20 protein-coding genes and 1 tRNA gene are annotated in these 20,738 nt (G+C 69.1%); 9 read left to right on the top strand and 12 right to left on the bottom strand.

Translation table 11 applies throughout. The annotated features are described in order from the left end of the window. The 3 genes from ACTWPW_RS38280 to pyk all read left to right on the top strand — a co-directional run bounded on the left by ACTWPW_RS38280 (window position 1) and on the right by pyk (window position 3,530). Window positions 1-1,620 (top strand): S8 family peptidase, encoded by a 1,620-nt coding sequence (locus ACTWPW_RS38280; protein ID WP_443171532.1) that lies wholly within the window; start codon window positions 1-3, stop codon window positions 1,618-1,620. 93 nt (window positions 1,621-1,713) lie between these two features. Beyond that, on the top strand, window positions 1,714-2,064 hold the full coding sequence (locus ACTWPW_RS38275; RefSeq protein ID WP_364118547.1) for a DUF2784 domain-containing protein: 351 nt from the start codon (window positions 1,714-1,716) through the stop codon (window positions 2,062-2,064). Window positions 2,065-2,099: 35 nt separating this feature from the next. After that, window positions 2,100-3,530, top strand: coding sequence for a pyruvate kinase (gene pyk / locus ACTWPW_RS38270; protein ID WP_443171531.1), 1,431 nt, complete (start codon window positions 2,100-2,102; stop codon window positions 3,528-3,530). A gap of 222 nt (window positions 3,531-3,752) precedes the next feature. Here pyk and dapD read toward each other — a convergent pair whose 3' ends face one another. From dapD to ACTWPW_RS38255, 3 genes are all read right to left on the bottom strand, one after another. Then, window positions 3,753-4,718 (bottom strand): 2,3,4,5-tetrahydropyridine-2,6-dicarboxylate N-succinyltransferase, encoded by a 966-nt coding sequence (gene dapD / locus ACTWPW_RS38265; RefSeq protein WP_375109320.1) that lies wholly within the window; start codon window positions 4,716-4,718, stop codon window positions 3,753-3,755. 24 nt (window positions 4,719-4,742) lie between these two features. After that, window positions 4,743-5,165, bottom strand: a complete 423-nt coding sequence (locus ACTWPW_RS38260; RefSeq protein ID WP_443171530.1) for a pyridoxamine 5'-phosphate oxidase family protein — start codon at window positions 5,163-5,165, stop codon at window positions 4,743-4,745. Window positions 5,166-5,362: 197 nt separating this feature from the next. Then, window positions 5,363-6,196 (bottom strand): LysR family transcriptional regulator, encoded by an 834-nt coding sequence (locus tag ACTWPW_RS38255; protein ID WP_443171529.1) that lies wholly within the window; start codon window positions 6,194-6,196, stop codon window positions 5,363-5,365. A 71-nt stretch (window positions 6,197-6,267) separates the two neighbouring features. Here ACTWPW_RS38255 and ACTWPW_RS38250 point away from each other — a divergent pair, with 71 nt between their 5' ends. Beyond that, window positions 6,268-6,999, top strand: a complete 732-nt coding sequence (locus tag ACTWPW_RS38250) for an SDR family oxidoreductase (RefSeq protein WP_443171528.1) — start codon at window positions 6,268-6,270, stop codon at window positions 6,997-6,999. 20 nt (window positions 7,000-7,019) lie between these two features. On the opposite strand, the gene ACTWPW_RS38245 is transcribed toward ACTWPW_RS38250, so the two are convergent. Then, window positions 7,020-7,769, bottom strand: a complete 750-nt coding sequence (locus ACTWPW_RS38245; RefSeq protein ID WP_443171527.1) for a helix-turn-helix domain-containing protein — start codon at window positions 7,767-7,769, stop codon at window positions 7,020-7,022. Window positions 7,770-7,817: 48 nt separating this feature from the next. Then, window positions 7,818-7,891, bottom strand: a tRNA-Leu gene (locus ACTWPW_RS38240). Between the two features lie 90 nt (window positions 7,892-7,981). On the opposite strand from ACTWPW_RS38240, the gene ACTWPW_RS38235 reads away from it, so the two are divergent. The 3 genes from ACTWPW_RS38235 (at window position 7,982) to ACTWPW_RS38225 (ending at window position 11,623) form a co-directional block, all read left to right on the top strand. Next, window positions 7,982-8,566, top strand: a complete 585-nt coding sequence (locus ACTWPW_RS38235; RefSeq protein ID WP_364118559.1) for an ANTAR domain-containing response regulator — start codon at window positions 7,982-7,984, stop codon at window positions 8,564-8,566. A 153-nt stretch (window positions 8,567-8,719) separates the two neighbouring features. Further along, window positions 8,720-10,024 carry an ABC transporter substrate-binding protein gene (locus ACTWPW_RS38230; protein ID WP_375109325.1) on the top strand — a complete coding sequence of 435 codons (1,305 nt, stop codon included), beginning with the start codon at window positions 8,720-8,722 and terminating at the stop codon, window positions 10,022-10,024. Between the two features lie 294 nt (window positions 10,025-10,318). Beyond that, complete coding sequence (locus ACTWPW_RS38225; RefSeq protein WP_364118562.1) at window positions 10,319-11,623, top strand: ABC transporter substrate-binding protein; 1,305 nt, start codon at window positions 10,319-10,321, stop codon at window positions 11,621-11,623. A 5-nt stretch (window positions 11,624-11,628) separates the two neighbouring features. Here ACTWPW_RS38225 and ACTWPW_RS38220 read toward each other — a convergent pair whose 3' ends face one another. Further along, window positions 11,629-12,318: a hypothetical protein gene (locus tag ACTWPW_RS38220; RefSeq protein WP_443171526.1), complete on the bottom strand. Its 690-nt coding sequence runs from the start codon at window positions 12,316-12,318 to the stop codon at window positions 11,629-11,631. A gap of 366 nt (window positions 12,319-12,684) precedes the next feature. On the opposite strand from ACTWPW_RS38220, the gene ACTWPW_RS38215 reads away from it, so the two are divergent. Continuing rightward, window positions 12,685-13,980, top strand: a complete 1,296-nt coding sequence (locus ACTWPW_RS38215; RefSeq protein WP_364118566.1) for an ABC transporter substrate-binding protein — start codon at window positions 12,685-12,687, stop codon at window positions 13,978-13,980. Window positions 13,981-14,009: 29 nt separating this feature from the next. Here ACTWPW_RS38215 and ACTWPW_RS38210 read toward each other — a convergent pair whose 3' ends face one another. The 6 genes from ACTWPW_RS38210 to ACTWPW_RS38185 all read right to left on the bottom strand — a co-directional run bounded on the left by ACTWPW_RS38210 (window position 14,010) and on the right by ACTWPW_RS38185 (window position 19,292). Further along, entirely contained in the window at window positions 14,010-14,444 is a 435-nt protein-coding gene (locus tag ACTWPW_RS38210; RefSeq protein ID WP_443171525.1) for a hypothetical protein, read from the bottom strand. Between the two features lie 63 nt (window positions 14,445-14,507). Next, window positions 14,508-15,311 carry an ABC transporter ATP-binding protein gene (locus ACTWPW_RS38205; protein WP_375109328.1) on the bottom strand — a complete coding sequence of 268 codons (804 nt, stop codon included), beginning with the start codon at window positions 15,309-15,311 and terminating at the stop codon, window positions 14,508-14,510. Continuing rightward, window positions 15,308-16,183, bottom strand: coding sequence for an ABC transporter ATP-binding protein (locus ACTWPW_RS38200; RefSeq protein WP_375109528.1), 876 nt, complete (start codon window positions 16,181-16,183; stop codon window positions 15,308-15,310). Before ACTWPW_RS38200 ends, ACTWPW_RS38205 begins: the two co-directional genes overlap by 4 nt. 49 nt (window positions 16,184-16,232) lie before the next feature. Next, on the bottom strand, window positions 16,233-17,219 hold the full coding sequence (locus ACTWPW_RS38195) for a branched-chain amino acid ABC transporter permease (protein WP_375109329.1): 987 nt from the start codon (window positions 17,217-17,219) through the stop codon (window positions 16,233-16,235). 11 nt (window positions 17,220-17,230) lie between these two features. Next, the gene (locus ACTWPW_RS38190; protein ID WP_443171524.1) at window positions 17,231-18,391 is read right to left on the bottom strand and encodes a branched-chain amino acid ABC transporter permease; all 1,161 of its coding nucleotides are present in this window, start codon (window positions 18,389-18,391) and stop codon (window positions 17,231-17,233) included. Between the two features lie 556 nt (window positions 18,392-18,947). Then, on the bottom strand, window positions 18,948-19,292 hold the full coding sequence (locus tag ACTWPW_RS38185) for a PaaI family thioesterase (protein WP_375109529.1): 345 nt from the start codon (window positions 19,290-19,292) through the stop codon (window positions 18,948-18,950). A gap of 131 nt (window positions 19,293-19,423) precedes the next feature. On the opposite strand from ACTWPW_RS38185, the gene ACTWPW_RS38180 reads away from it, so the two are divergent. Continuing rightward, the coding region (locus ACTWPW_RS38180; RefSeq protein WP_443171523.1) for a 5'-3' exonuclease H3TH domain-containing protein at window positions 19,424-20,738 on the top strand (1,315 nt) is incomplete at its 3' end.

The raw sequence follows: 20,738 nt of genomic DNA, 5'->3' as shown, positions 1-20,738 counted from the left end.
ATGCGGCGGGTCGCCTCTGGCTTGACGGCGCTGGCCGCCCTGCTCGCGGCCGGTGCCTGCTCGCCCGCCGCGCCCCGCGAGCCCACCGCCCCGCAGGCCGAATACCTCGTCTTCTACGCCGGCGGGAAGCAGCGCGCGGCCGAGGCCGCCGTCGAGCGCGCCGGCGGCACCACGGTCTCGGTGGACACCCGGCTCGGGTACCTCATGGCCAGCGGCGACGGCGACGGGTTCGAGGAGGCCGTGGGCGAGGACAGGGCCGTCGTCGGCGTCTCGCCGGACCGCCGCATCGGCTTCGCCACCGCCCGCCGTACCGCCGGAGCCTTCCCCGACGCGGACTCGTTCACCAAGAGCAGGGGCGAGCCGCTCGCCGGCCGCCAGTGGGACATGCGGATGATCGGCGCCGACCGCGCCAACGCGAAGGCCCCCGGCACCAAGCAGGTCCTCGTCGGCGTCATCGACACCGGCGTCGACGGCAAGCACCCCGACCTCGCCGCCAACTTCAACCGCGAGCTCAGCCGCAACTTCGTCACCGACAAGCCCAAGGACGAGTACGGCGAGACGCTCGACGGCCCCTGCGAGGCCGCAAACTGCAAGGACGCCGTGGACGTGGACGACGACGGCCACGGCACCCACGTGGCCAGCACCATCGCCTCACCCGTGAACGGCAAGGGCATCGCCGGGGTCGCGCCCGCCGTCCAGATCGTGAACCTCCGGGCCGGCCAGGACTCCGGGTTCTTCTTCCTCAAGCCCAGCCTCGACGCCCTCACCTACGCCGGCGACATCGGCGTGGACGTCGTGAACATGAGCTACTTCGTCGACCCCTGGCTGTTCAACTGCGCCTCCAACCAGTCCGACACCAAGAAGCAGCAGCTCGAGCAGCGCGCCATCATCACCGGCATGCAGCGCGCCCTCGACTACGCCCGCCAGAAGGGCGTCACGCTCGTCTCCGCCCTCGGCAACGGCTCGACCGACCTCGGCCGCCCGCAGGTCGACAAGCAGAGCCCCGGCTACCCCAAGGGCGACGAGAAGGAGCGCCGGATCGACAACTCCTGCATCAACGTGCCCGCCGAGTCCGGCGGCGTCATCTCCGTCTCCGCCCTCGGACCCTCCGGCCGCAAGGCCATCTACAGCGACTACGGCGTGGAGCAGACCGACGTGTCGGCGCCCGGCGGCGACGTGCTCGACGGGCAGGGCACCAAGGCCACCAGGTCCATCCTGGCCGCCGCCCCCGAGCACGTGCTGCGCGCCGCGGGGCGCATCGACGCCTCCGGCGAGCCCAAGGGCGCGGACGTCGTCAAGGACTGCACCGGCGGCACCTGCGCCTACTACCAGTACCTCGAAGGCACCTCCATGGCCTCGCCGCACGCCGCCGGCGTCGCCGCGATCCTCGTCAGCCGCTTCGGCAAGCCCGGCAAGGGCAGGCTCGACCTCGCCCCCGCCACCGTGGAGGAACTGCTCTACAAGACCGCCGCGCAGAAGGCGTGCCCCTCGCCCCGCCAGTACGTCTACAAGGCGTTCGGCCAGACCGAGACGCACGACTGCGAGGGCGGGACCGCCGACAACGGCTTCTACGGCCACGGCATCGTGGACGCCTGGAAGGCGGCCACCGTCGAGCCTTGAGAGCTTCTGAGGTACGGACCCGAGATCCGGGAGGCGGGGGCCACCGGGCGGTGAGGTGTGGACGCCGGGGCCGCGGCTCCCTACCGTCAAGTCATGATGTATCGCCTTCTCGCGGACGCCGCGATGGTGGTGCACTTCACCTTTCTCGTCTACATGGCCGTGGGCGGGTTCGTCGCATGGCGCTGGCGGCGTACTATCTGGGCGCACCTCGCAGTCGCCGCATGGGGGGTGCTCTCGATCCTGACCGGCGTCGAATGCCCGCTGACCCTCGTCGAGGACTGGGCGCGCCGCCACGCCGGACAGGAGGCACTGCCCGCAAGCGGCTTCATCGACCACTACATCGAAGGCGTGATCTACCCGGAGCAGTACACGAACTTGGCGAGACTGGGGGTCGCCGTTCTCGTTCTGTTCTCCTACGCCGGGTACGTTCTCCGTCGTCAATGACTGCCAAGTGGTCTGTACCAATTAAGGTAGGACTCGTGACTCGTCGTGCGAAAATCGTCTGCACCCTAGGCCCCGCCACTTCCTCCAAAGAACGCCTCCGCGAGTTGATCGCCGCAGGCATGGACGTGGCACGGTTCAACCTCAGCCATGGCAATCATGACATGCACAGAGAGGTCTACGACCGGGTCAAGGAGGTGGCGGCCGACCTCGGCCGCGGCGTAGGCGTGCTCGCCGACCTGCAAGGTCCCAAGATCCGGGTCGGCACCTTCGAAGAAGGCCCCGTCCGGCTGGGCTTCGGTGACGTCTTCGCCATCACCACCGAAGACGTGCCGGGCGACCGCGAGCAGGTCTCCACCACCTACAAGGGCCTGCCCAACGACGTCCGCCCCGGTGACACGATCATGGTCGACGACGGCCGCCTCGTGCTCGAGGCCACCCGCGTCGAGGGCGACCGCGTCATCACCCGCGTCGTCATCGGCGGCATGATCTCCGACAACAAGGGCCTCAACCTGCCGGGCATCAACGTCAGCGCCCCCGCGCTCACCGACAAGGACGAGGCCGACCTGCGCTGGGCGCTGCGCACCGGCTTCGACATGATCGCCCTGTCGTTCGTCCGCCGCCCGTCCGACGCCGACGTGGTGCGCAACATCATGGAGCAGGAGGCCGTACGCCTCCCGCTGCTCGCCAAGATCGAGAAGCCGCAGGCCGTCGACCGCCTGCCCGACATCGTCGAGGCCTTCGACGGCATCATGGTGGCCCGCGGCGACCTCGGCGTCGAGCTGCCGCTGGAGCAGGTCCCGATCGTGCAGCGGCGCATCATCGAGCTGTGCCGCGAGAAGGCCCGCCCGGTCATCGTCGCCACCCAGATGCTCGACTCGATGATGAACTCCCCGCGCCCCACCCGCGCCGAGGCCTCCGACGTGGCCTACGCGGTCATGGACGGCGCCGACGCCGTCATGCTGTCCGGCGAGACCTCGGTCGGCAACTACCCGATCGAGGCCGTCTCCACGATGGACCGCATCGCCTGCGCCGCGGAGAAGGCCTCCCTGCACGCCACGCACACGCTGGAGCGCATGCCGGAGACCACCGGCGGCGCCATCGCCCGCGCCGCGGCCGAGGTCGGGGCCATCGTGGGGGCCAAGGCGCTGGTGGCGTTCACCATGTCGGGTGAGACGGCGCGGCGGCTGGCCCGCTACCGCTCGCCGATCCCGCTGCTGGCCTTCACCTCCGCGCCCCACGTGCGCGGGCAGCTCTCGCTGACGTGGGGGGTGGAGACGTTCCACGTGCCGTTCGTGCACCACACGGACGACATGGTGCGGCAGGTGGAGGCGTCGCTGCTGTCGCTGGGGAGGCTGGAGAAGGGTGACAAGGTGGTCATCGTGGCCGGCTCCCCTCCCGGCACCCCCGGCTCCACCAACGCCCTGCGCGTCCACACCATCGGCTCCGCCGTCAGCCACGCGCACTGACCTTCTCCACCGCCGAGGCCGCTGACCCAGGTCAGCGGCCTTTCCGTTCACGCTCCGCCGTGGCCTGCCACCCGCCGCACTTCGGCTGCTGGCCCTCCAGGAAACGGCCGCTGACCCTTCATCGGCTCAGCGCCGTTACGGAGCGCGCTGTGGGCCCCCGACGTGGTGCATGGAGCCCTGACGCGATCCAAAGGGCCGCCGGGCCACCCGCACCGACCCGGGTCAGTCGTTGGCGTGCAGGGCGGCGTTGAGTTCGATGCCGCCGCCCTTGCGCGGCACCGCCTCCACCGCGCCCGACTGCGAGTTGCGCCGCAGCAGGATGCCGTCCGACCCCGACAGCTCGGCCGCCTTGACCACCGTGCCGTCCGGCAGGGCGACCTTGGTGCCCGCCGTCACGTACAGACCGGCCTCCACCACGCAGTCGTCGCCCAGCGAGATGCCCAGGCCCGAGTTCGCGCCCAGCAGGCAGCGCTCGCCCACCGAGATGACCTGCTTGCCGCCGCCCGACAGCGTCCCCATGATCGAGGCGCCACCTCCGACGTCGGAGCCGTCGCCGACGACCACACCGGCCGAGATGCGGCCCTCGACCATGGACGCGCCGAGCGTGCCCGCGTTGAAGTTCACGAACCCCTCGTGCATGACCGTGGTGCCGCCGGCCAGGTGCGCCCCCAGCCGTACGCGGTCGGCGTCGGCGATCCGCACCCCCGAGGGCAGCACGTAGTCGACCATGCGCGGGAACTTGTCCACCCCGTACACCGTCACCGGCCCCTTCGCCCGCAGCCGCAGCCGCGTACGCTCGAAGTCCGGCACCGGGCACGGCCCGAAGTTGGTCCACACCACGTTGGCCAGCAGGCCGAAGATCCCGTCCAGGTTGACCCCGTTCGGCCGGACCAGGCGGGCGGAGATCAGGTGCAGGCGCAGATAGACGTCATGCGTGTCGGCCGGCGGCTCGGAGAGCTTGGCGATGCCGGTGCGCACCGCCACCACGTCCACGCCCCGCGCCGGATCGGGGCCGATCAGCCCGGCCAGCTCGCCGGCCTCCTCGGCGGACAGCCGCCGCGTGCCCGACTCGGGCGCGTCGCCCAGCTCGGGGGCGGGGAACCAGGTGTCGAGTACGGTGCCGTCGGCGGCGATGGTCGCGAGGCCGGTGCCGACGGCGCCGGTCGAAGTGGGATCGATAGCAGTCACGGGCCAAAACTACCGTTTCGCAGATCAGCCGAGGGCGCCCAGGTCGGCCGAGAGCCAGCGTTCCGGCCGCATCCTGAAGGTCACGAGCACGTTCAGATCCGAGCCCTGGACGTACCCCGACACGGCGTCGGGCGGCAGGTAGCGGGCCGAGATCCGGGTCAGGTCCTCCATCGTCGTCGGCCCGGAGTGCACGAGCGGCCCCTCCACCGAGACGTACCGGTAGGTCGGGCTGACCCGCTGCACCATCATCGAGAACCGGCCGGCCTTCGAGATCAACCTGGCCTTCAGCGAGTCGCCGTCCGTCAGGAACCGGATCTCGCCGCCGGGACTGTAGTCGTACCAGACGGGCACCGTCAGCGGCGCCCGCCCGTCACCCGCCTCCACGGCCAGGCTCGCGATGTGCGGCTCCGCCAGGAACGCCTCCCGCACCGTCACGCTCAACGGCATCCCGCCCCACCCCCCGTATTCATCGATCTTGAACGGGCTATTCCCTGTGGGAGCGATCCCGAAAAGTCCCCCACCCCATCCATCGCCGGTCCCAGGACCGCAGTGGCGGCCAGGCGGACGTCATTCCGGAGCGCAGGGCAGCGGCGCCCGGCCCCTCCGTCACCCCGGCGCGTGCGCCAGGCGCCCGGCCACCTCCGTCACCCCCGCGCGTGCTTGAGGCGCCCGGCCACCTCCGTCGCTGTGCGCACGAACGCGGCCAGCGCGCGCGACCGCGTCTCCTCCGCCCACGCCAGCACCACCGTCGTCGGCTCCGCGTCCAGGACCGGAACGCACGCCAGATCGCGCCGTATCTGTCCCCTGACCGACTCCGGCGCCACCACGATCATCCGCCCCAGGGCCACGAGCTGCATCAACATCGCCGGATCGGTGACCTCTGGATGCCGCCCCGGCCAGCGGGGCGTCGGGTCGGCGTCGAGGTCGGCCAGGCACACGGAGGCCCGCCCCGCCAGCGGGTGCCCCATGGGCATGACGGCCACGGTGCCCTCCACCCGCAGCGGCTCGCTGTCGAACCCCGTCAGGTCCTCGTACGGAACGTGCAGGAACGCCACGTCCGCCGTGCCGTCACGGACCAGCTGGGCCCGCTGCGCCACCCCGCACAGCGCCAGCTCCACGTCCACCGCGTCGGGACGGGAACCGTAGGCGGTCAGGATGTCCGGCAGCAGCCCCCCGTCGCCGCCCGGCTTGAGCGCCACCACCAGCCGGGGCGAGTCCAGCCCGGCCCGCCGCGTACGCGCCGTCGCGGCGGCCACCGCGTCGAGCACCTTCGCCGCCTCCCGGGCCAGCACCTCACCCGCCGGCGTCAGCGACACCCCACGGCTGGACCGCTCGAACAACCGCACGCCCAGCCGCCGCTCCAGCTGCTGGATCGCCCGGGACAGCGGCGGCTGCGCCATGCCCAGCCGCGCGGCCGCCCGCCCGAAGTGCAGCTCCTCCGCGACGGCGGCGAAATAGGCCAGCTCGCGCGTCTCCATACCTCCAGGGTATTGCCCATGACCCACCCGGTGTTGGCCCCCGGCCCGGCCGCGATGATGTGCTTCCTGACATGACCGAGAACACCACCACCGCCCTGGTGACCGGGGCGAACAAGGGCATCGGGTACGAGGTGGCCGCCGGGCTCGCGGCCCGGGGCATGACCGTCCTGCTCGGCTCCCGCGACCGCGCCCGCGGCGAGGAGGCCGCCGGCCGCCTGCGCGCGACCGGGGCCGACGTGCGCCCGATCGTCCTCGACGTCACCGACCCCGACACCGTCCAGGCCGCCGCCGGCTCCCTCACCCGCCTCGACGTGCTCGTCAACAACGCCGGCATCTCCGGCCCCATAGGCCCGCAGCCCAGCGCCACGGACGCGCGCACGATGCGCGCGGTCCTCGAGACGAACGTCATCGGCGTCCTCACCGTCACCAACGCCATGCTCCCCCTCCTCAGACGCTCACCCGCGGCCCGCATCGTGAACGTCTCCAGCGGCGTCGGCTCCCTGACCCACCACACCGACCCCGCCCACTACATGTCCGGCCTGCCCGCCTCCGCGACCTACCCGCCGTCGAAGACCGCGCTCAACTCCCTGACCGTCCAGTACGCCAAGGAGCTCCACAAGGACGGCATCCTCGTCAACGCCGCCGCCCCCGGCGCCTGCGCCACCGACTTCACCAAGGACCTCCCCTTCCGCATCACCCGCACGGCGGCGGACGGGGCCGCGATCATCATCGAACTGGCCACCCTCGGCCCGGACGGCCCGACGGGCGGCTTCTTCGACGACGCCGGAACGGTGCCCTGGTAGCTCCCGGGCGATCCCGGGGGTCAGTATTTGGGTCCGACGTGGCGGTCGAGCAACGCGACGGCCTCCCGCCTGGCGACGGACAGCTCGTTGCGGTTGTTGAACCGCCAGGCCACGCCGAGCAGGTCGAGCGCCGCGCAGCAGAGGGCCAGGATGTCGCGGGACTCGTTCTTGAAGTGGTAGCGCGGATATTCGTACCAGCGGACGCCACCGGAGAGCTCGTGGCGAACGCGGTTGAGCCCGCGATAGCCGTCCGAATGGATGAGGCCCCTGACGAACGGTCCCGGATGCGCCGAGACGATCTCGCGCTCGTGCTTCCTGCCGGGCCCGTGTTGGGGGAACAGGCAGGGCCAGTGCTTCCAGAGGCTCTTGACCTCGGTGCAGCCGTTGCGCCGACGGCGGCTCACCGCCGAGGCGGGCATGACCCGTGCCATCGTGGCGGTGGCCTCCTCGATGAGTCCGGGCCAGCGGTCGTCGCAGGAGATGGAGAGCCGGTGCACCTCCTTGCCGCAGTGCACGATGTGGCCGTCTCCCAGGTAGAGGCCGAGGAGGTGGGCGTAGCTCTCGGCCGGCGCGGGAGGACAGGGGAGCGTCGAGCAACGCGGGCAGAGGGAAGGCGGGGACGCGGCGCCCGTCGGCCGGCTCCGCCATTTCCGGATGATCGACGCGCTGACGCCGGTCTGGCGGCTCGCCTCGCTGACGCTGAGCCCGGAATCCAGTAGACGGAGCGCTCGGTGGCGCACAGCTACGTCATACATGCGGAGAGTGCGCATCCGGGTACGACAAAACCGCCCGGTCGAGTGCCTGGGCGGTCGAGTCAGTGCCCCGGGTGGGATTCGAACCCACACTGAATGGATTTTGAGGCCATCGACTCTGCCGATTGGTCTACCGGGGCGACAAATGTCCGGTCTGTGATCTCGCAGCATAACGCCCCGAGCCCCACCGGCGTGGATCTAATCTACCGGACGTCTGTACTCTTCTGCTCGTGAGTACGCAGCGGCGAGTAGTGATCGCGGAAGACGAGGCCCTGATCCGCCTCGACCTCAAGGAGATGCTCCAGGAGGACGGCTACGTCGTCGTGGGCGAGGCCGGTGACGGTGAGCAGGCGATCCGGCTGGCCGCCGAGCTGAGGCCCGATCTCGTCATCCTGGACGTGAAGATGCCCGTGCTCGACGGCATCTCGGCGGCCGAGCGGATCGTGTCCGAGCGGATCGCCCCCTGCCTCATTCTGACCGCCTTCTCCCAGCGGGATCTGGTGGAGCGGGCGAGGGACGCGGGGGCGATGGCCTACCTGGTCAAGCCGTTCACGAAGGCGGATCTGGTGCCGGCGATCGAGATGGCGGTCAGCCGGCACGAGGAGATGGTGGCGCTGGCGGCCGAGGTGTCGAGCCTGTCGGAGCGGCTGGAGACCAGGAAGCTGGTGGAGCGGGCCAAGGGGCAGTTGATGGCGCAGCACGGCTGGAGCGAGCCGCAGGCGTTCCGGTGGATCCAGAAGGCGTCGATGGATCGGCGGCTGAGCATGCGTGAGGTTGCTCAGATCGTTATAGATGACACGGCCGAGCGATCCTGAAAAAGCCCTATATCAGGTGATTTGACCCGTTGGGTTGTGGTGCGGTCACGACTGGGCATCCAACCGGCTTCGGGTGCTTTCGCGGGGCGGCGTCCCGGCGCGTAACTGATGGGCGGACGGAAGGTCCGCTCGTTACGAACGGAGACGCTTTCGATGATCCGCAATTCGCGCGCCCCGCTCGCCGCCCCGGCACTGGTCGCCGCGGTGTGCCTGGCGCTGGCCGCCTGCTCCTCCGGTGGCGGCACGACCGCGGGGCCCGAGGCCACGGGCTCGGCGTCCGTGGCGCCCTCCTCGGCCGCTCCCAAGGGGGACGGCACGCTGGCCATCGGTACGGTGCTGCCGCAGACGGGCTCGCTCGCGTACCTGGGCCCGCCCATGTTCGGGGGCGTCAACCTGGCGCTCAAGGAGATCAACGAGGCCGGCGGGGTGCTGGGCAAGCCGGTCACGAAGGTCGACACCGACTCGGGTGACACGACCACGAACATCGCCTCGCAGTCGGTGGACAAGCTGCTGGCGCAGAAGATGGACGCCATCGTGGGGGCGGCCTCGTCGTCGGTGTCGGAGTCGGTGATCGACAAGATCACGGGGGCGGGGGTCGTGCAGTTCTCGCCGGCCAACACCTCCGACAAGTTCACCACGATCAACGATCGGGGGCTCTACTTCCGCACCGCGCCGCCGGACAAGCTGCAGGGGCGGGTCCTGGGTGACCTGGTGGTCTCCGATGGCAACGACACCATCGGGATCCTGGCCATGCAGGACTCCTACGGTTCCGGCCTGGCGGACCAGGTGAGCGAGACAGCGGAGGCGGGCGGCGCGACGGTCGTGCAGCGGGTGGACTACGACCCGAAGGCGGCCGACTTCTCGGCCGACGTCGCCAAGATCAAGTCCGCGAACCCGAAGGGGATCGTGCTGATCGGGTTCGAGGAGACGGCGAAGGTCGTGCAGGAGCTGGTCAAGCAGGGCCTGACGAGCGACAAGCACAAGTGGTACATGGTGGACGGCAACATGTCGAACACCAACTTCGCCAGGGCGCCGAAGGGCACGCTGGAGGGCGTCAAGGGCACGCTGCCGGGGGCGGCGGCGCCGGAGGCGTTCCAGAAGCGGCTGCTGACGGTCGACCCGGAGCTGGCCGAGTACACCTACGCGGCGGAGTCGTACGACGCCGTGACGCTCATCGCGCTGGCGGCGGAGTCGGCCAAGGACGACTCGGGCGCCTCGATCGCCGGGAAGCTGGCCGAGGTGAGCAAGGGCGGCGAGAAGTGCACCCGCTACAAGGAGTGCGTCGACCTGCTGAAGGCCGGCGAGGACATCGACTACGAGGGTGTCAGCGGCCCGGTGGACTTCAACGACGTGGGTGACCCGTCGGTCGCGACGATCGGTGTCTATCAGTACGGCGCCGACAACCGGTTCAACGCCGCCAAGGCGATCGAATATCGCAAGGGCAACATCGCCGGCTGAGCCGCCGAGCCACCAAGCCGCCGAGCGACTGAGCAGCCGAGCCCGCTGAACCGGCGCAACCCGGCGGACCATCTCGTTCATGCCCTGATCCGGAAATTTCGGATCAGGGCATCTCATATCAGGGGGTGTCCGTAACTCTCATGAAACATGCCATTACTATGGGTGTTTGGGACATTACGAATCAGCATAAAAGCCGCGTAAGAACTCCCCCCGACGTCGCCGGACAGGCATGCTGAGCTCGGAAAACCCGGCGAAGGTGATCGTTCCTTCGCTGCGATAGGGGGAGTCTCTTATATGAACCGCATTGCTCCAACGGGGCGCATTCTGGCCGTCGCGGCCGCGGCGAGCCTGGCACTGACGGCGTGTGGCGGCGGCGGTGGCGACACCGCCGAGCAGCAGCCCAGCTCCGCGGCGCCGTCGACCGCGGCCTCGTCGGCGCCGGCGGCGAAGGGGGACGGCACGCTGACCCTCGGTACGGTGCTGCCCCAGACCGGTTCGCTGGCGTTCCTCGGCCCGCCCGAGTTCGCCGGCGTCGACCAGGCCGTCAAGGAGATCAACGAGGCCGGAGGCGTGCTCGGCAAGCCGGTCGCCACGATCCACACCGACTCGGGCGACACGACCACCAACATCGCCTCGCAGTCGGTGGACAAGCTGGTGGCGCAGAAGGCCGACGCCATCGTCGGCGCCGCCTCGTCGTCGGTGTCGGAGTCGATCATCGACAAGGTGACGGGCGCGGGCCTGGTGCAGTTCTCGCCGGCCAACACCTCCGACAAGTTCAGCACGATCGCCGACCAGGGCCTGTACTTCCGTACCGCGCCGCCGGACAAGCTGCAGGGCCGCGTGCTCGGTGACCTGATCGTGGCCGACGGCAACGACACGATCGGCATCATGGCGATGCAGGACTCGTACGGCTCCGGCCTGGCCGACCAGATCACCAAGACGGCCGAGGAGGCCGGCGCGAGCGTCGTGGAGCGGGTGGACTACGACCCGAAGGCGGCCGAGTTCTCCGCCGACGTCGCCAAGATCAAGGCCAAGAACCCGAAGGCGATCGTGCTGGTCGGCTTCGAGGAGACCTCCAAGGTCGTGGCCGAGCTGGTCAAGCAGGGCCTGGGCGCCGACAAGGTCAAGTGGTACATGGTGGACGGCAACATGTCGAACACCAACTACCTGAAGATGCCCAAGGGCACGCTCAAGGGCGTCAAGGGCACCATCCCGGGTGCCGAGGCGCCGGACGAGTTCAGGAAGAAGCTCGTCGCGCTCAACCCCAAGCTCGACGACTTCACCTACGCCGCCGAGTCGTACGACGCCGCGAACCTGATCGCCCTGGCCGCCGAGGCCGCCAAGGACGACACCGGCAGGTCGATCGCCGCCAAGCTGCCCGAGGTGAGCAAGGGCGGCGAGAAGTGCAAGACCTTCAAGGAGTGCGTCGACCTGCTGAAGGCCGGCAAGGACATCGACTACGACGGCATCAGCGGGCCGATCGAGTTCAACGACGCGGGTGACCCGGCCGTGGCGACGATCGGCGTCTACGAGTACGCCGACGACAACAAGTACCCCGGCAAGGCGCTGGAGTACCGCACCGGCAAGATCGAGGGCTGACCCTCTCAGCCGCCCAGCCCGCAGGCCCGCAGCGCGTAGTCGATGAGGCGGTCCTGCACCGGCTTGGGCGGCGTCACGATCACCACGCGCTCCTCGCCCCCGTCGATGGCGGCCCGTACGGGGAACAGGAAGGCCTTCTTGGCCTCGGCGAACGCGTGCGGGTCGCAGCGGCCGGGGGTGAGCTCAACAGGCACCTCCAGCCGCTGCGACCCGGCCTCCAGCACCCCCAGCGGCTTGCTCTTCGCCGTCGCGATGTAGTGGGTGGTGCCGCCGATGTCGTTCAGGGCGACCGTCCCCTGCCCGCGCCGGGTGACCACCAGGTCGCCCCGCATGACCTTGCCCGACTCCCGCCAGTCGGGGCCGAACTCGATGGTCGCGGCCTGCTTGATGAGGAACTCCGAGCATTCGTCGCGCAGCAGCCTGGCCAGCAGCGGGTCGGGGTGCGGCACCTCGAAGACCACCTTGCGCGGCTGCTCGGAGCCGGTGCGGACGTGGGCCACGACGGTGGCGGGCTGGACCTCGGGCAGGCCCTGGGGGGAGCAGTTGGCGGCGCCGTACGGGATGGGCAGGTCCGTGCGCTCGGTCTTGCCGATGACGGCGCCGGCCCGCCGCGCCGGCAGCGTCTTGAATGACGGCGTGACAAGCTGGACGTCAGCGAAATAAACAGGCGTTTCACTAGTATTTCGGACAGCCACTTGGAGCGCGTGCACGGGCTCGTCGGAACGCCATTGCGCCAGCGAGACGGATACTCCCGCAGGTGGCCCAGTGATCGGTGCGGCGGCCGGTGCGGCGGTCGGCGGGGAGGCCGGCTCCGGTGAACCGCACCCGGCGAGAAGGACGGCGATCGCGAGAGGGAGCGTAATGCGCTTCACCCGTCGCACATTAAGTGTCCTTGCGCAGGTCCCGTAAGTTGAGGAGTGATTACGACTCCGCATCCAAGTGCCGACAGTTCCCCAGCGCATCTGGTTGGAACATGCTGCAGTTTTGTACGTTTCCGTCATTCGATCGGGAACGCTCGGCGGTGCTGACGGATCCCGGCCTGGAAATGAAGGAGACACTTCATGATCCGCATTGCTCCCGTGGGGCGGGCGCTGGCTGTCGTGGCTGCCACGAGCCTCGCCCTGACAGCCTGCGGTGGTGGCGGCGGCGACACCGCCACGCAGACGTCCCAGACTGCCGCGCCGGCCTCATCCGCGCCCGCGGCCAAGGGGGACGGCACGCTCACCCTCGGCACGCTGCTGCCCCAGACCGGTTCGCTGGCATTCCTCGGCCCGCCCGAGTTCGCGGGTGTGGATCTCGCTCTCAAGGAGATCAACGAGGCTGGCGGCGTGCTCGGCAAGCCCGTGACGAAGATCGACACGGACTCGGGTGACACCACCACCAACATCGCCTCGCAGTCGGTGGACAAGCTGCTGGCGCAGAAGGCCGACGCCATCATCGGCGCCGCCTCCTCGTCGGTGTCGGAGTCGGTGATCGACAAGATCACCGGTGCGGGCGTGGTGCACTTCTCGCCGGCCAACACCTCCGACAAGTTCACCACCATCGCCGACCAGGGCCTGTACTTCCGTACGTCGCCGCCGGACAAGCTGCAGGGCCGCGTGCTCGGTGACCTGATCGTGGCCGACGGCAACGACACGGTCGGCATCATGGCGATGCAGGACTCCTACGGCACCGGCCTGGCCGACCAGGTCCAGAAGACCGTCACCGACGGCGGCGCCGAAGTCGTCGAGCGCGTCGACTACGACCCGAAGGCGGCCGACTTCTCCGCCGACGTCGCCAAGATCAAGGCGAAGAACCCCAAGGGCATCGTCCTCATCGGCTTCGAGGAGACTGCCAAGGTCGTGCAGGAGCTGGTCAAGCAGGGCATGCCGGCCAGCAAGCACAAGTGGTACATGGTGGACGGCAACACGTCCAACACGAACTACGTGAAGATGCCCAAGGGCACCCTGGAAGGCGTCAAGGGCACCATCCCCGGCGCGGCCGCTCCTGAGGACTTCCAGAAGAAGCTCCTCGAGGTCAACCCCAAGCTCGAGGACTTCAGCTACGCCCCCGAGTCCTACGACGCCGCCAACCTGATCGCCCTGGCCGCCGAGGCCGCCAAGAGCGACGCGGGCACCGACGTCGCGACCAAGCTGATGGAGGTCAGCAAGGGCGGCGAGAAGTGCAAGAGCTTCAAGGAGTGCGTCGACCTGCTGAAGGCCGGCAAGGACATCGACTACGAGGGCGTCAGCGGCCCGGTCGAGTTCAACGAGGCCGGTGACCCGGCCGTCGCCACCATCGGCATCTACCAGTACGGCGACGACAACAAGTACGCCACCAAGGCGCTTGAGTACCGCACCGGCAACATCGCCGGCTGATCATCGCCCGTAGCGTGGGAAGGGCCCGGTCATCCCGACCGGGCCCTTGCTGTTGCCCGGCCCTGTTCGCACCCGGCCACGATCTGGTCGGCCGCCGCCCGGTACTGCTTCAGCAGCGCCACCTGCCGATCCCGTGGCACGTCGTTCCTGGACAGGCCCGCGGTGGCCCTCCTGACGGTCTCTACGGCCCCGCTGAGCGAGGCGGGCAACCGGGGACCGAACTGCAGTGTGATGCCGCGTACCTCAGCCAGGCGGCCGATGAGGGCATCCTCGAAGTTCTGCCGCTCCTCCTGGCCCTTGGGCTCCAGCATGAGGCCCGCGTACCCGATGGAGGAGACCACGCGGGCGCACGGGCTGTCGGTGGGGTCGCCACCGGTGCTGTACTGCTCCGCCGAGGACGTGTCGTCCTGGCAGCCGACGAGCAGGGCGGGCAGGATGAGCGCGACTGTCGCCAAACGTTTCACAACGCTCATTAAAAAACGGGGAAGGGGCCCCGTGGGAGCCCCTTCCCCGTCTCGCTCGTCCCGTCATGCCCTCGCGAGGGTCCCGAGGTAGAGCTCGATGACCTTGGGGTCGTTGGCGAGCTGCTGCCCGGTGCCGGTGTAGGCGTTGCGGCCCTGGTCGAGGACGTAGCCGCGGTGGCAGATCTGCAGGCAGCGCCGCGCGTTCTGCTCCACCATGATCACGGTCACGCCGGCCTTGTTGATCTGCTGGGCCTGGATGAACACCAGGTCCTGCAGCTTCGGCGACAGGCCGGCCGACGGCTCGTCCAGCAGCAGCACCGAGGGCTCGGTCATGAGGGCCCTGGCCATCGCCACCATCTGCCGCTCACCGCCGGACAGGGAGCCGGCGCGCTGCTTGCGCCGCTCCTTGAGCGCGGGGAACAGCTCGGCCACGAACTCGAAGCGCTCCTTGAACTTCCCCGGCACCTGGAAGGCGCCCATCTCGAGGTTCTCCTCGATGGTGAGGCTGGGGAAGACGTTGTTCGTCTGGGGCACGTAGCCGACGCCACGCGAGACCAGCGAGTGGGCCTTCATGTTCGTGATGTTCTCGCCCTTGAGCAGGACGGTGCCGCTGCGGATGTTGACCAGCCCGAACATGGCCTTGAGCAGGGTCGACTTACCGGCGCCGTTGGGGCCGATGATGCCGATCAGCTCGCCTTCCTTCACGTACAGGTCGGAGCCGTTGAGGATGTTCACGCCCGGCAGGTAGCCCGCGATCAGCTCGTCGCACCGCAGCACCGCGCTCTCGGCGCCCTCCAGGTGGGCGCTGCGGTCGGTGATGGCGGCCTGGGACAGCTCGGGTGACTGGGCCGGCTCTTCGGCGTTCACTTCGTCTCCTCTTCGATCTCGGCCTCCAGAGCCGCCTCGGCCTCGTGTAGCTGGGCCTCCAGCTCGCTCTCGGACAGCGGCGCGTCGTGGTGGGCGCCCAGGTAGGCGTCGATCACGCGCTCGTCCGACATGATCGTCGAGGGCGGGCCCTCGGCGATGACCGCGCCCTGCGCCATGACGATCACCCAGTCGCTGATGTCGCGGACCATGTCCATGTCGTGCTCCACGAACAGCACCGTCATGCCCTGCTCGCGCAGGTCCTTGACGTGGCCGAGCAGCGACTGCGTCAGCGCCGGGTTCACGCCGGCCATGGGCTCGTCGAGCATGACGAGCTCGGGCTGGACCATGAGCGCACGGGCCATCTCCAGCAGCTTGCGCTGGCCGCCGGACAGCGACCCGGCGAAGTCGTCGCGCTTGGCGTCGAGCTTGAAGCGGACGAGCAGTTCCTCGGCCCGCTCGGTGATCTCGTCCTCCTGGCCGCGCCAGAAGCCGGGCACGAGGGCCCGCCAGAAGGTCTCGCCCTTCTGCTTCTGGGCGCCCAGGCGCATGTTCTCCAGCACGGTCAGCCGGGACAGCGCCTTGGTGAGCTGGAAGGTGCGCACCATGCCGCTCCTGACGACCTTGTGCGCGGGCACGCCGTTCATGGAGCGCCCGTTGAACGACCACGAGCCGGCGTCGGCCGTGTCGAACCCGGTGAGCTGGTTGAAGAACGTGGTCTTGCCCGCCCCGTTGGGGCCGATCAGCGCGGTGATGGAGCCGCGCTGGATCTCGACGTGGTCCACGTCGACGGCGGTCAGGCCGCCGAAGCGGCGGACGACCTTGTCCACGACGAGGATCGGGTCCGGCTTGGGCACGCCCGGCTCGCGCGGCATGTCCTTGAACGCGGCCAGCGCCGTGGCCTTGGGGCTGGTGGTCAGCGTGTCATCGCGCATCGATGGCGATCTCCCTCTTGTCCCCGAAGATGCCCTGTGGCCGGATGACTAGCAACAGGATGAAGCCTAGTCCAACCAGGGCGTACCTGATCGGGCCCACCTGGATGCTGGTCATGAAGGGGATGTACCCGTGGGCCACGAGCTCCGCGAGCGTGTTGCCGACGAAGACGAACAGCACCCAGAAGATCATCGCGCCGACGACCGGCCCGAAGACGCGGGCCGCGCCGCCGAGGATGACGATGGTGTAGGCGAAGAACGTCATCTCGGTGCCGAACACGTCGGGCTGCACGGCGCCGTTGTAGAGGCCGTAGAAGAAGCCGCCGAAGGAGCCGATGACGCCGCCCAGGAGCAGCGACTGCATCTTGTAGGAGAAGACGTTCTTGCCCAGGGCGCGCACGGCGTCCTCGTCCTCGCGGATGGCCTTGAGCACGCGGCCCCACGGGCTCTTCATCAGCAGGTAGACCACGGCGCAGCTGAGCAGCAGGACGGCCCAGCCGACCGTGAGGAACCACATCACGCGCTCGTCGAAGCCGAACGGGCCGATGCCGTAGTGGCCGGGCGGGTAGGGGTTCATCGCGTAGAAGTCGCCGTTGAAGCCGCGCCGGCCGTCCGAGCCGCCGAAGGTGTCCTTGAAGTACACCGAGCGGAAGACGAGCCGGACGATCTCGGCCGCGGCGATGGTGACGATCGCCAGATAGTCGGCGCGCAGTTGCAGCGTCGGGAGGCCCAGCAGGAGCGCCAGCACCACCACGGCCCCCAGGCCGACCAGGATGCCGATCCAGAACGGCAGGTTCAGGACGGTGACCGCGACGGCCAGGCCGTACCCGGCCACGGCCATGAACGCCGCCTGGCCGAAGTTGAGCAGGCCGGTGTAGCCGAAGTGGATGTTGACGCCGATCGCGGCCAGGCCGTACACCACGGTCTCCCAGCCGATGGCGGCGTGGACGGTGGTGGTGAGAATCGTGAGCCAGTCCATGGTTACCCCCGTCACCCGATCCGCTCGCGGCGGCCCAGGATGCCCTGCGGCCGGAAGAGAAGCACGATGATCAGCACGGCCAGCGCCCCGACGGACTTCAGCTCCGGCGGCACCCACAGGGTGGACACCTGGATGAAGATGCCCACCACCAGCGAGCCGACCAGGGCCCCGAAGGCCGTGCCAAGCCCGCCGAGGGTGACACCCGCGAAGATGAGCAGCAGGATGTCCTGGCCCATGGTGAACTTCAGCGACTGCGACAGGCCGAGCATGATGCCCGCCAGCGCGGCGATCGCGGAGCCCGCGGCCCAGATGATGCGGATGACCCGGTCGACGTTGATGCCGGAGGAGGCGGCCAGGGCCGGGTTGTCGGCCACCGCCCGCGCCGCCTTGCCGGTGCGGGTCTTCATCAGGGCGATGCCCACGACGACGAGGACGAGGAGCTCGATGCCGATCGCCCAGAAGTTCTTCGGTGCGGCGCTGATCGGGCCGACCGTGATGCCGGCCTGGGTGTTGTAGTCGACGAAGCTCTCGTTCTGCGCGCCGAAGAAGAACTGGATGAGGTTGCGCAGGAGGATCGCCAGACCGATCGAGATGATCATCATGGCGATCGTGCCGGTGCCGCGCTTGCGCAACTGGCCCCAGAACAGGCGGTCCTGGCCGTATCCCAGCGCGCCCGCCACTATCACGGCGATGATCGCGGCCGGGATGAGCTGGATGCCGAATCCGACGTTGAAGGCATAGGCGATCACCGCGCCCAGCGTGATCAGCTCACCGTGGGCGAAGTTGGTCAGGCCGGTCGTCCCGTAGATGAGCGACAGGCCGAGCGCGCCCAGAGCGATGATCAGACCGAGGTTGACGCCCTCGAAGGTCAGCTGGGCGGCCTGCTCCCAGAACGTGGTCTGGCCGCTGGTGTCCTCCTGGGCCTGGCCGGGGGCCGCCTTGAGCTGCAGGGCGAAGAGGACCGTGGAGCAGTTGCCCTCGTACACGGTCGGGGTGCGGACGTTGTTGCCGCCGCGCACTTCGGCATTCTGCGGAAGGGTGCTGACATCCAGGGTGACCTTGAACTTACCTGGATTGTCGACCTGGACGTCCCACGTGCCCTGTGCGTTACTTGTGACCTCCTTGACGGGTTGTCCGCCCTCGGTGGTCACGGCGATTTTGGCGCCGTTCACTGGCTGGCCTTGGAGTTTGAGTGTTCCCCTCAATCCCTGGCAGTCGGCGGGACCCGCGTGAGCGGGGCCTGCCAGCAGGAAGATGAGTCCACCCAGGAAGGCCGTGAACGCGATCACGGCTCTGCGCAATGGTGCTCCTCAAGTAGGTCAAGGTGGGGTTGTGCCCCTCCTTCTCGACACGCGCGCATCGCAGGCACAACTGGGATGCAATGGCGGGAGCTTATTCTGGCGACGCCCGGTTCAGTATCGTTCGTCACCAATTAGTGACATGTGCGTGTCACTCATGTGAGGAAACAACGACCCTGGTCAGGGGCTAAATCGGGCTAGACGCCTGGCGTTCGAGGGAACGGATCGGTAACGATCTCCGGAAAACGCTGGACGAGCCCGCGGGGACGGCCTTTGGGGCCATGTAGGGCTTCCCCGGCCGTACGCGGGAACACCGCGCATACGTGGGGCCGAACACGTTTTCTACTGGGCCTCCCCGCGGGCTCTGTTCGGTCAACCGTAGCGACCCGCGGGGGCGCTGCGCAAAGGGTCCCCGAAAGTGACGGAAGGGTCAGCGGTCGCGCAGCATGCAGGTGAGGCGCGAGGTGCACACCCGCCGCCCCTCCTCGTCGGTGATCTCGATCTCGTACGTCGCCAGGGTGCGGCCGCCATGAGACCTGGTCGCGACGCCCGTGACGTACCCCGAGGTCGCCGAGCGGTGATGGGTGGCGTTGATCTCGATGCCCACGGCGATCCGGTCCGGCCCGGCGTGGATCGCCGCCCCCACCGATCCCAGCGTCTCGGCGAGCACCACCGAGGCCCCGCCGTGCAGCAGCCCGTACGGCTGCGTGTTGCCCTCGACCGGCATGCGGCCCACGACCCTTTCGGCCCCGGCCTCGAGGAACTCGATGCCCATCCGGTCGGCGAGCGTGTTCTTGTGCAGTTCGCCGAACAGGGACGCGTCTATAGGATTGGTCTGCGTCAAAGGGACGCCTCCACTCTTCCGAGCTCAGGTTTTCTGTCGCTGACGCAGACTAGGCTGCGTACGTGCCGAAGAGTGAAGTGACCCCCAGCCGCCCGTGCCTGCTGCTGCTTGACGGGCATTCCCTGGCTTATCGCGCGTTCTACGCGCTCAAGGACGCCAACCTGATGACCACCGACGGTCAGCACACCGAGGCGGTCTACGGGTTCACCTCGATGCTGACCAACATCCTGCGCGACGAGCAGCCGACGCACGTGGCAGTGGCCTTCGACCGGTCCGAGCCGACGTTCCGCCATGAGGAATACGCCGACTACAAGGCCAACAGGAGCGAGACCCCGGAGGACTTCCGCGGTCAGATGCAGCTCATCTTCGAGCTGCTCGACACGCTGCGCATCCCGCGCCTGTCCAAGGCGGGCTTCGAGGCCGACGACCTCATCGCCACCCTGGCCACCCGCGCCGACGAGCAGGGGATGAACGTCCTGATCGTCACCGGCGACCGCGACGCGCTGCAGCTGGTCAACGAGCACGTCACCGTCCTGATGACACGGCGCGGCATCAGCGACATGACCCGGTTCACGCCCGAGGCGGTCGAGGAGAAATACGGCCTGACCCCGGCGCAATACCCCGACTTCGCCGCCCTGCGCGGCGACCCCAGCGACAACCTGCTCAGCATCCCCAGCGTGGGGGAGAAGACCGCGGCCAAGTGGGTGCGCGAGTTCGGCTCGCTGACCGCGCTCGTCGACCGGGTCGACGAGGTCAAGGGGAAGGTCGGCGACAAGCTGCGCGAGCACGTCGCCCAGGTGCTGATGAACCGCCGGCTCACCCAGCTGCTCCGCGACGTCCCCCTCGACGTCGATCTCGGCGACCTCCAGCAGGGCACCTGGGAGCGCGAGGAGATCAACAAGCTGTTCGACACCCTGCAGATCCGCGGCGAGCTGCGCGAGCGGGTGTTCAAGGTGCTCGGCACCGGCGAGCAGGAGCCCGAGCAGGGCTTCGAGGTCGAGACCGTGCTGCTCGGCCCCGACCGGGTGGCCGGCTGGCTGTCGGCGCTGCCCGAGGGCCGCGCCGGGCTCGCCTTCAAGGGCGCCTACGGCAGCGGCACCGGCCGCATCGACGCCATCGCCATCGCCTCGCCCGACGGCACCGCCGCCCACATCGACCCCGTCAAGCTCACCGAGGCCGACGAGGCGGCCCTGCGGGCCTGGCTGGGCGACGACACCAGGCCCAAGGCCGTCCACGACGCCAAGGGGCCCATCCTGGCCCTCTGGGCGCAGGGCATGGAGCTACGCGGCCTGAGCTGCGACACCGCCCTGGCCGCCTACCTGGCGATGCCGGGCCAGCGCACCTTCGCCCTCGAAGACCTCGCCCGGCGCTACCTCC

The organism is Nonomuraea sp. KM90 (assembly GCF_052246675.1).
Taxonomy (GTDB): Bacteria; Actinomycetota; Actinomycetes; order Streptosporangiales; family Streptosporangiaceae; genus Nonomuraea.
Note: the sequence above shows the minus strand (reverse complement) of the source record. Positions and strands in the feature narration are given on the sequence as shown.

Coding starts and splice junctions, on each gene's coding strand:
- ACTWPW_RS38280 (WP_443171532.1), top strand. CDS start 1: ATGCGGCGGGTCGCCTCTGGCTTGACGGCGCTGGCCGCCCTGCTCGCG.
- ACTWPW_RS38250 (WP_443171528.1), top strand. CDS start 6,268: ATGACCGAGAACACCACCACCGCCCTGGTGACCGGGGCGAACAAGGGC.
- ACTWPW_RS38255 (WP_443171529.1), bottom strand. CDS start 6,196: ATGGAGACGCGCGAGCTGGCCTATTTCGCCGCCGTCGCGGAGGAGCTG.
- ACTWPW_RS38215 (WP_364118566.1), top strand. CDS start 12,685: ATGATCCGCATTGCTCCCGTGGGGCGGGCGCTGGCTGTCGTGGCTGCC.
- ACTWPW_RS38245 (WP_443171527.1), bottom strand. CDS start 7,769: ATGCGCACTCTCCGCATGTATGACGTAGCTGTGCGCCACCGAGCGCTC.
- ACTWPW_RS38275 (WP_364118547.1), top strand. CDS start 1,714: ATGATGTATCGCCTTCTCGCGGACGCCGCGATGGTGGTGCACTTCACC.
- ACTWPW_RS38225 (WP_364118562.1), top strand. CDS start 10,319: ATGAACCGCATTGCTCCAACGGGGCGCATTCTGGCCGTCGCGGCCGCG.
- ACTWPW_RS38230 (WP_375109325.1), top strand. CDS start 8,720: ATGATCCGCAATTCGCGCGCCCCGCTCGCCGCCCCGGCACTGGTCGCC.
- ACTWPW_RS38185 (WP_375109529.1), bottom strand. CDS start 19,292: ATGGGCATCGAGTTCCTCGAGGCCGGGGCCGAAAGGGTCGTGGGCCGC.
- ACTWPW_RS38195 (WP_375109329.1), bottom strand. CDS start 17,219: ATGGACTGGCTCACGATTCTCACCACCACCGTCCACGCCGCCATCGGC.
- ACTWPW_RS38200 (WP_375109528.1), bottom strand. CDS start 16,183: ATGCCGCGCGAGCCGGGCGTGCCCAAGCCGGACCCGATCCTCGTCGTG.
- ACTWPW_RS38260 (WP_443171530.1), bottom strand. CDS start 5,165: ATGCCGTTGAGCGTGACGGTGCGGGAGGCGTTCCTGGCGGAGCCGCAC.